The 6,115-nt window shown below is 70.5% G+C and carries 4 protein-coding genes, 1 pseudogene and 1 riboswitch; all 5 genes and pseudogenes read left to right on the top strand.

Going from position 1 to position 6,115, the window contains the following annotated elements; all coding sequences use genetic code 11:
* Positions 1–189 precede the first annotated feature (189 nt).
* Positions 190–283, top strand: a riboswitch (glycine riboswitch).
* Between the two features lie 135 nt (positions 284–418).
* Entirely contained in the window at positions 419–3,250 is a 2,832-nt protein-coding gene (gcvP, locus tag ACWDN5_RS46045) for an aminomethyl-transferring glycine dehydrogenase (protein WP_310974765.1), read from the top strand.
* A 4-nt stretch (positions 3,251–3,254) separates the two neighbouring features.
* Positions 3,255–4,346, top strand: a complete 1,092-nt coding sequence (gene gcvT, locus ACWDN5_RS46040; RefSeq protein ID WP_449680711.1) for a glycine cleavage system aminomethyltransferase GcvT — start codon at positions 3,255–3,257, stop codon at positions 4,344–4,346.
* Positions 4,347–4,357: 11 nt separating this feature from the next.
* Complete coding sequence (gene gcvH, locus ACWDN5_RS46035) at positions 4,358–4,735, top strand: glycine cleavage system protein GcvH (protein WP_310974570.1); 378 nt, start codon at positions 4,358–4,360, stop codon at positions 4,733–4,735.
* Positions 4,735–6,009 (top strand): serine hydroxymethyltransferase, encoded by a 1,275-nt coding sequence (glyA, locus tag ACWDN5_RS46030; RefSeq protein WP_310974569.1) that lies wholly within the window; start codon positions 4,735–4,737, stop codon positions 6,007–6,009. Before gcvH ends, glyA begins: the two co-directional genes overlap by 1 nt.
* Positions 6,006–6,115: pseudogene (locus ACWDN5_RS46025) on the top strand (lipoyl synthase); the annotation flags it as partial. The gene glyA and the pseudogene ACWDN5_RS46025, both read left to right, overlap by 4 nt.

Genomic DNA, 6,115 nt, shown 5'->3' with positions numbered 1-6,115 from the left:
GTGTGTTTTTAGTTTTTGGTGGTGTCTTATGATTTATTGTGGACGTCGGTGGTGGATTTTGTGTCTTTCGCGACCTTGCTGGGGGTGCGTTCGTGGGCCATCGAGAACTGATGTGGTGTTGCCCGGGTGAAGTGGACGCCTGCGGGAAGCGCCGGGTACCGTTACCGCCACAACTGCAGATCGGGCCGTCGAGCCGAGGCGGGAGAGCCCTCACGAAGTCGGTGGGGCACCGAAGGAGCAAACTCCCCGGAATCTCTCAGGTAACCGCTACCGCTTCGCGCGAGGCCACTCTGGAAAGCAGGCGCACCCGCGCCTCACCCAAGGTGAAAGCCGCTGCACAGGCGGTGAAACTCTCAGGTGCCATGACAGAGGGGGAGTTCCCAGCGCACCGGTGTGCGCCCGGCCCGAGGAGCTCCCGATCACTTCCACGCAGTTCGACGCCCGCCACATCGGCCCGTCCGAGGCCGAACGCGCGAAGATGCTGGCCGAGTGCGGTTACGGCAGCCTGGACGCCCTCGTCGGCGCCGCCGTCCCGAGCGCCATCCGCGCCACCCGTGACCTGCGGCTCCCGCCCGCCGCGTCCGAAGAGGACGCCACCGCGGAGCTGCGCGCCCTCGCCGCGCGCAACCGGCCGATGACGCAGATGATCGGCCTCGGCTACTCCGACACCGTCACCCCCGGCGTGATCCGCCGGAACGTCCTCGAGAACCCCGCCTGGTACACCGCGTACACGCCCTACCAGCCGGAAATCTCGCAGGGCCGCCTCGAAGCGCTGCTCAACTTCCAGACCATGGTCGCCGACCTGACCGGCCTGGCCACCGCGAACGCCTCGCTGCTGGACGAGTCGACCGCCGTCGCCGAGGCCGTCACGCTGATGCGCCGCGCGTCGAAGTCGAAGTCGAACAAGGTCGTCCTCGACGCCGAGTGCCTGCCGCAGACCATCGCCGTCGTGCGGACCCGCGTCGAGGCCCTCGGCATCGAGGTCGAGGTCCGCGACCTGCTGACCGGCCTGCCCGAGGACTTCTTCGGCGTCGTCGTCCAGTACCCGGGCGCGTCCGGCGTGCTGCGCGGCCGCGGCTTCTACCACGCGATTTCGGAGTCGGCGAAGGCCGCGGGCGCGCTGTTCACCGTCGCCGCCGACCTGCTCGCGCTCACCCTGATCACCTCGCCCGGCGAGTTCGGCGCCGACGTCGCCGCCGGGTCGACGCAGCGCTTCGGCGTCCCGCTCGGCTACGGCGGCCCGCACGCCGGGTACATGTCCGTCCGCGCCGGGCTCGAGCGCTCGCTGCCCGGACGCCTGGTCGGCGTCTCGGTCGACGCCGACGGCAACTCCGCCTACCGCCTCGCGCTGCAGACGCGTGAGCAGCACATCCGCCGCGAGAAGGCGACGTCCAACATCTGCACCGCGCAGGTGCTGCCCGCCGTGCTGGCCGCGATGTACGCGGTCTACCACGGTCCGGACGGCCTGAAGAAGATCGCCCAGCGCGTCCACGGCCTCGCCGCGGGCTTCGCCGACACCCTCCGCCAGACCGGCGTCGACGTCGTGCACGAGTCCTTCTTCGACACGGTCGTCGCACACGTTCCCGGACAGGCCGCCGAGGTCCACGCGGCCGCCCGCGAGGCCGGGATCAACCTCGGGCACGTCGACGCCGACCACGTCCGCGTCGCGTTCGACGAGGTCAGCACCCCCGCCATCGCCGCGAAGGTCCTGAAGGCGTTCGGTGTCGAAGGGGACCTGGAAGACGGCGTCGCGCTGCCGAACGGACTGGCCCGCGAGAGCGGCTTCATGGGCCACGAGGTCTTCGGCACCCACCGCTCCGAGACGGCGATGCTGCGCTACCTGCGCAAGCTGTCCGACCTGGACTACGCCCTCGACCGCGGCATGATCCCGCTCGGCTCCTGCACGATGAAGCTCAACGCCACCACCGAGATGGAGCCGATCAGCTGGCGCGAGTTCGCCGGCATCCACCCGTTCGCCCCGGCCGAAGACGCCGCCGGGTACCACGAGCTGGTCGGGCAGCTGGCGGGCTGGCTGGCCGAGGTCACCGGCTACGACAAGGTGTCGCTGCAGCCGAACGCGGGCAGCCAGGGCGAGCTCGCCGGGCTGCTGGCGATCCGCGCGTACCACCGCGCCAACGGCGACGAGGCCCGGGACGTCTGCCTGATCCCGTCGTCCGCGCACGGCACCAACGCCGCGTCCGCGGTGCTGGCCGGGATGCGCGTGGTCGTCGTGAAGTGCACCGACGAGGGCAACGTCGACCTGGCCGACCTGCGGTCCAAGGTGGACACCCACCGGGACACCCTCGCCGCGATCATGGTCACCTACCCGTCCACGCACGGCGTGTACGAGCACGACATCGACGAGCTGGCGAAGATCGTCCACGACGGCGGCGGCCAGGTGTACGTCGACGGCGCGAACCTCAACGCCCTGCTCGGCCTGGCCAAGCCGGGCGAGTTCGGCGGCGACGTCTCGCACCTCAACCTGCACAAGACGTTCTGCATCCCGCACGGCGGTGGCGGCCCGGGGGTCGGCCCGGTCGCGGTGCGCGCGCACCTCGCGCCGTACCTGCCGAACCACCCGCTGCTGGAGGCGGCCGGCCCGGAAACCGGCGTCGGCCCGATCAGCGGCGCGCCCTACGGCTCGGCGTCGATTTTGCCGATCTCCTGGGCCTACGTTCGGATGATGGGCGCGCCCGGCCTGACCGCGGCCACGGAGGTCGCCGTGCTGGCCGCGAACTACGTCGCCTCGCGCCTGGCGCCGCACTACCCGGTGCTCTACACGGGCCAGGACGGCCTGGTCGCGCACGAGTGCATCCTCGACCTGCGCCAGCTCACCAAGGAGACCGGCGTGACGGTCGACGACGTCGCCAAGCGGCTCATCGACTACGGCTTCCACGCGCCGACCATGTCGTTCCCGGTCGCGGGGACGCTGATGGTCGAGCCGACCGAGTCCGAGGACCTGGGCGAGATCGACCGGTTCTGCGACGCGATGATCGCCATCCGCGCCGAGATCGACGACGTGGCCAACGGCAAGTGGAGTGCGGAGGAATCGCCGCTGCGGGGCGCCCCGCACACCGCGGAGACGCTGGTCGGCGAGTGGGACAAGCCGTACAACCGGGAGCTGGCCGTGTACCCGGCGGGTGTTTCGCGCAAGAACAAGTACTGGCCCCCGGTGCGTCGCATCGACGGCGCCCGCGGCGACCGTAACCTCGTGTGCTCCTGCCCGCCCCTCAACGCTTACGAAGGCTGAACCCGTGTCACGCGAAACCTCCCTGCACGGAGTCCACAAGGGACTCGGTGCGCTGTTCACCGACTTCGCCGGCTGGTCCATGCCGGTCCGCTACGCCAGCGAGCTGGCCGAGCACAAGGCCGTCCGCGAGGCCGCCGGGCTGTTCGACCTCTCGCACATGGCCGAAATCCACGTCACCGGCAAGCAGGCGGCCGACGTGCTGGACTTCGCGCTGGTCGGCAACCTCACCGGGGTCAAGCCGGGCCGGGCGCGGTACACGATGATCTGCAACCCCGAGGGCGGCGTCCTCGACGACCTGGTCGTCTACCGGCTGGCCGACGAGCACTACCTGGTCGTCGCGAACGCGGGCAACGCGCAGGTCGTGGCGGACGCACTGGCCGAGCGGGTCGCGGGCTTCGACGCCGTCGTGGCCGACAAGTCCGAGACCACCGCGCTGATCGCCGTCCAGGGCCCGAAGGCCGTCGAGATCCTGGGCGCGGTGACCGACGCCGACCTGGACGCGCTGAAGTACTACGCCAGCGTCCCGGCGAGCGTGAAGGGCCACGACGTCCTGCTCGCCCGCACCGGCTACACCGGCGAGGACGGCTTCGAGCTGTTCGTTGACGCCGACGAAGCCCCGGCGCTGTGGCGGCTGCTGATGGAGGCGGGGGAGCCGCACGGCCTGGTGCCGGCCGGTCTCGCCTGCCGCGACACGCTGCGGCTGGAAGCCGGGATGCCGTTGTACGGCAACGAACTCACCGTCGAGCAGAGCCCGTTCGAGGCCGGTCTCGGCCGGGTCGTCAAGTTCGAGAAGCCGGGCGACTTCGTCGGTCGCACGGCCCTCGAAGAGCGGTCCGAGGCGGACGTCCCGCGCGTGCGGGTGGGGCTGAAAGGCGCCGGTCGCCGAGCCCCGCGGCACGGTTACCAGGTGCTGGCCGACGGCACCGGGATCGGGGAAGTGACCAGCGGCGCCCTGTCGCCCACGCTGGGTTACCCGATCGCCATGGCGTACGTCGATCGGGCGTACGCCGAGCCCGGCACCGAGCTCTCCGTCGACATCCGGGGCAGGATCGAGCCCGTCGAGGTCGTCGCCCTGCCCTTCTACTCCCGCGCGTAAGGACTTCCCCTGTGAGCATCCCCGAGAACCTGCAGTACACCAAGGAACACGAGTGGCTGAAGGTCGAAGACGGCGTCGCCACCGTCGGCATCACCGCCTTCGCCGCCGAGTCGCTCGGTGACATCGTGTTCGTCCAGCTGCCCGACGCGGGCTCGGCGATCACCGCCGGCGAGGTGTTCGGCGAGGTCGAGTCGACCAAGTCGGTCAGCGAGCTGTACGCGCCGGTCTCCGGCGAGGTCGTCGAGGTGAACGGCACCACATCGGACACCCCCGAGGTCATCAACTCCGACCCGTACACCGAAGGATGGCTCCTGAAGGTGCGTCTGACCGGGGACGTGCCGGACCTGCTCGACGCCGCCGCCTACGCCGCGCACACCCAGGAGAACTGATGACGACTTTCGACGCCCCCCTCGCCGACGTCGACCCCGAGGTCGCCGCGGCCGTCGCGGACGAGCTGAACCGCCAGCAGTCGACCCTGGAGATGATCGCCTCCGAGAACTTCGCCCCGGTGGGCGTGCTCGAAGCGCAGGGCTCGGTGCTGACCAACAAGTACGCCGAGGGCTACCCGGGCCGCCGCTACTACGGCGGCTGCGAGCACGTCGACGTCGTCGAGCAGCTCGCCATCGACCGCGCGAAGGCCCTCTTCGGCGCCGAGCACGCCAACGTCCAGCCGCACTCGGGCGCGCAGGCCAACGCGGCCGCGATGTTCGCCGTGCTCAAGCCGGGCGACACGATCCTCGGCCTCGACCTCGCGCACGGCGGCCACCTGACGCACGGGATGAAGATCAACTTCTCGGGCAAGCTCTACAACGTCGTCGCCTACCACGTCGACAAGGAGACCGGGATCGTCGACCTGGCCGAGATCGAGCGGCTGGCCGTCGAACACCAGCCGAAGCTGATCATCGCCGGCTGGTCCGCCTACCCGCGTCAGCTCGACTTCGCCGAGTTCCGCCGGATCGCGGACCAGGTCGGCGCCAAGCTCATGGTCGACATGGCGCACTTCGCCGGGCTGGTCGCGGCCGGGCTGCACCCGTCGCCGGTGCCGCACGCCGACATCGTCACCACGACCACGCACAAGACCCTCGGCGGCCCGCGCGGCGGCCTCATCCTGTGCCGCGAAGAGCTGGCGAAGAAGATCAACTCGGCGGTGTTCCCGGGTCAGCAGGGTGGCCCGCTCGAGCACGTCATCGCGGCCAAGGCCGTCGCGCTGAAGATCGCCGCGAGCGACGAGTTCCGCGAGCGTCAGGAGCGCACCCTCGAAGGCTCGCGGATCCTCGCCGAGCGGCTGTCGCAGGCCGACTGCGCTTCGGCGGGTGTGCGGGTGCTGACCGGCGGCACCGACGTCCACCTGGTGCTCGTCGACCTCGTCCAGTCCACTCTGGACGGACAGCAGGCCGAGGACCGCCTGCACGAGGTCGGCATCACGGTCAACCGCAACGCCGTCCCGTTCGACCCGCGCCCGCCGATGATCACCTCGGGCCTGCGGATCGGCACCCCGGCGCTGGCCACCCGCGGCTTCCGGGCCGAGGACTTCACCGAGGTCGCCGACGTCATCGCCGAGGCGCTCAAGCCGGACTTCGACGACGCCGTGCGGGCCAAGCTGCGCGACCGCGTCGAAACCCTGGCCGAGAAGCACCCGCTGTACGCGGACCTCGCGCGATGAGCGCCCAGCCCGAAGGCCGGAAGCTGCTGCGTCTCGAGGTTCGCAACAGTGAGACGCCGATCGAGAAGAAGCCGTCGTGGATCAAGACGCGGGTGCGGATGGGGCC

It is taken from the genome of Amycolatopsis sp. NPDC003731 (assembly GCF_053586895.1).
The sequence above is the reverse complement of the archived record's forward strand: the minus strand, read 5'-3'. Positions and strand labels throughout refer to the sequence as shown.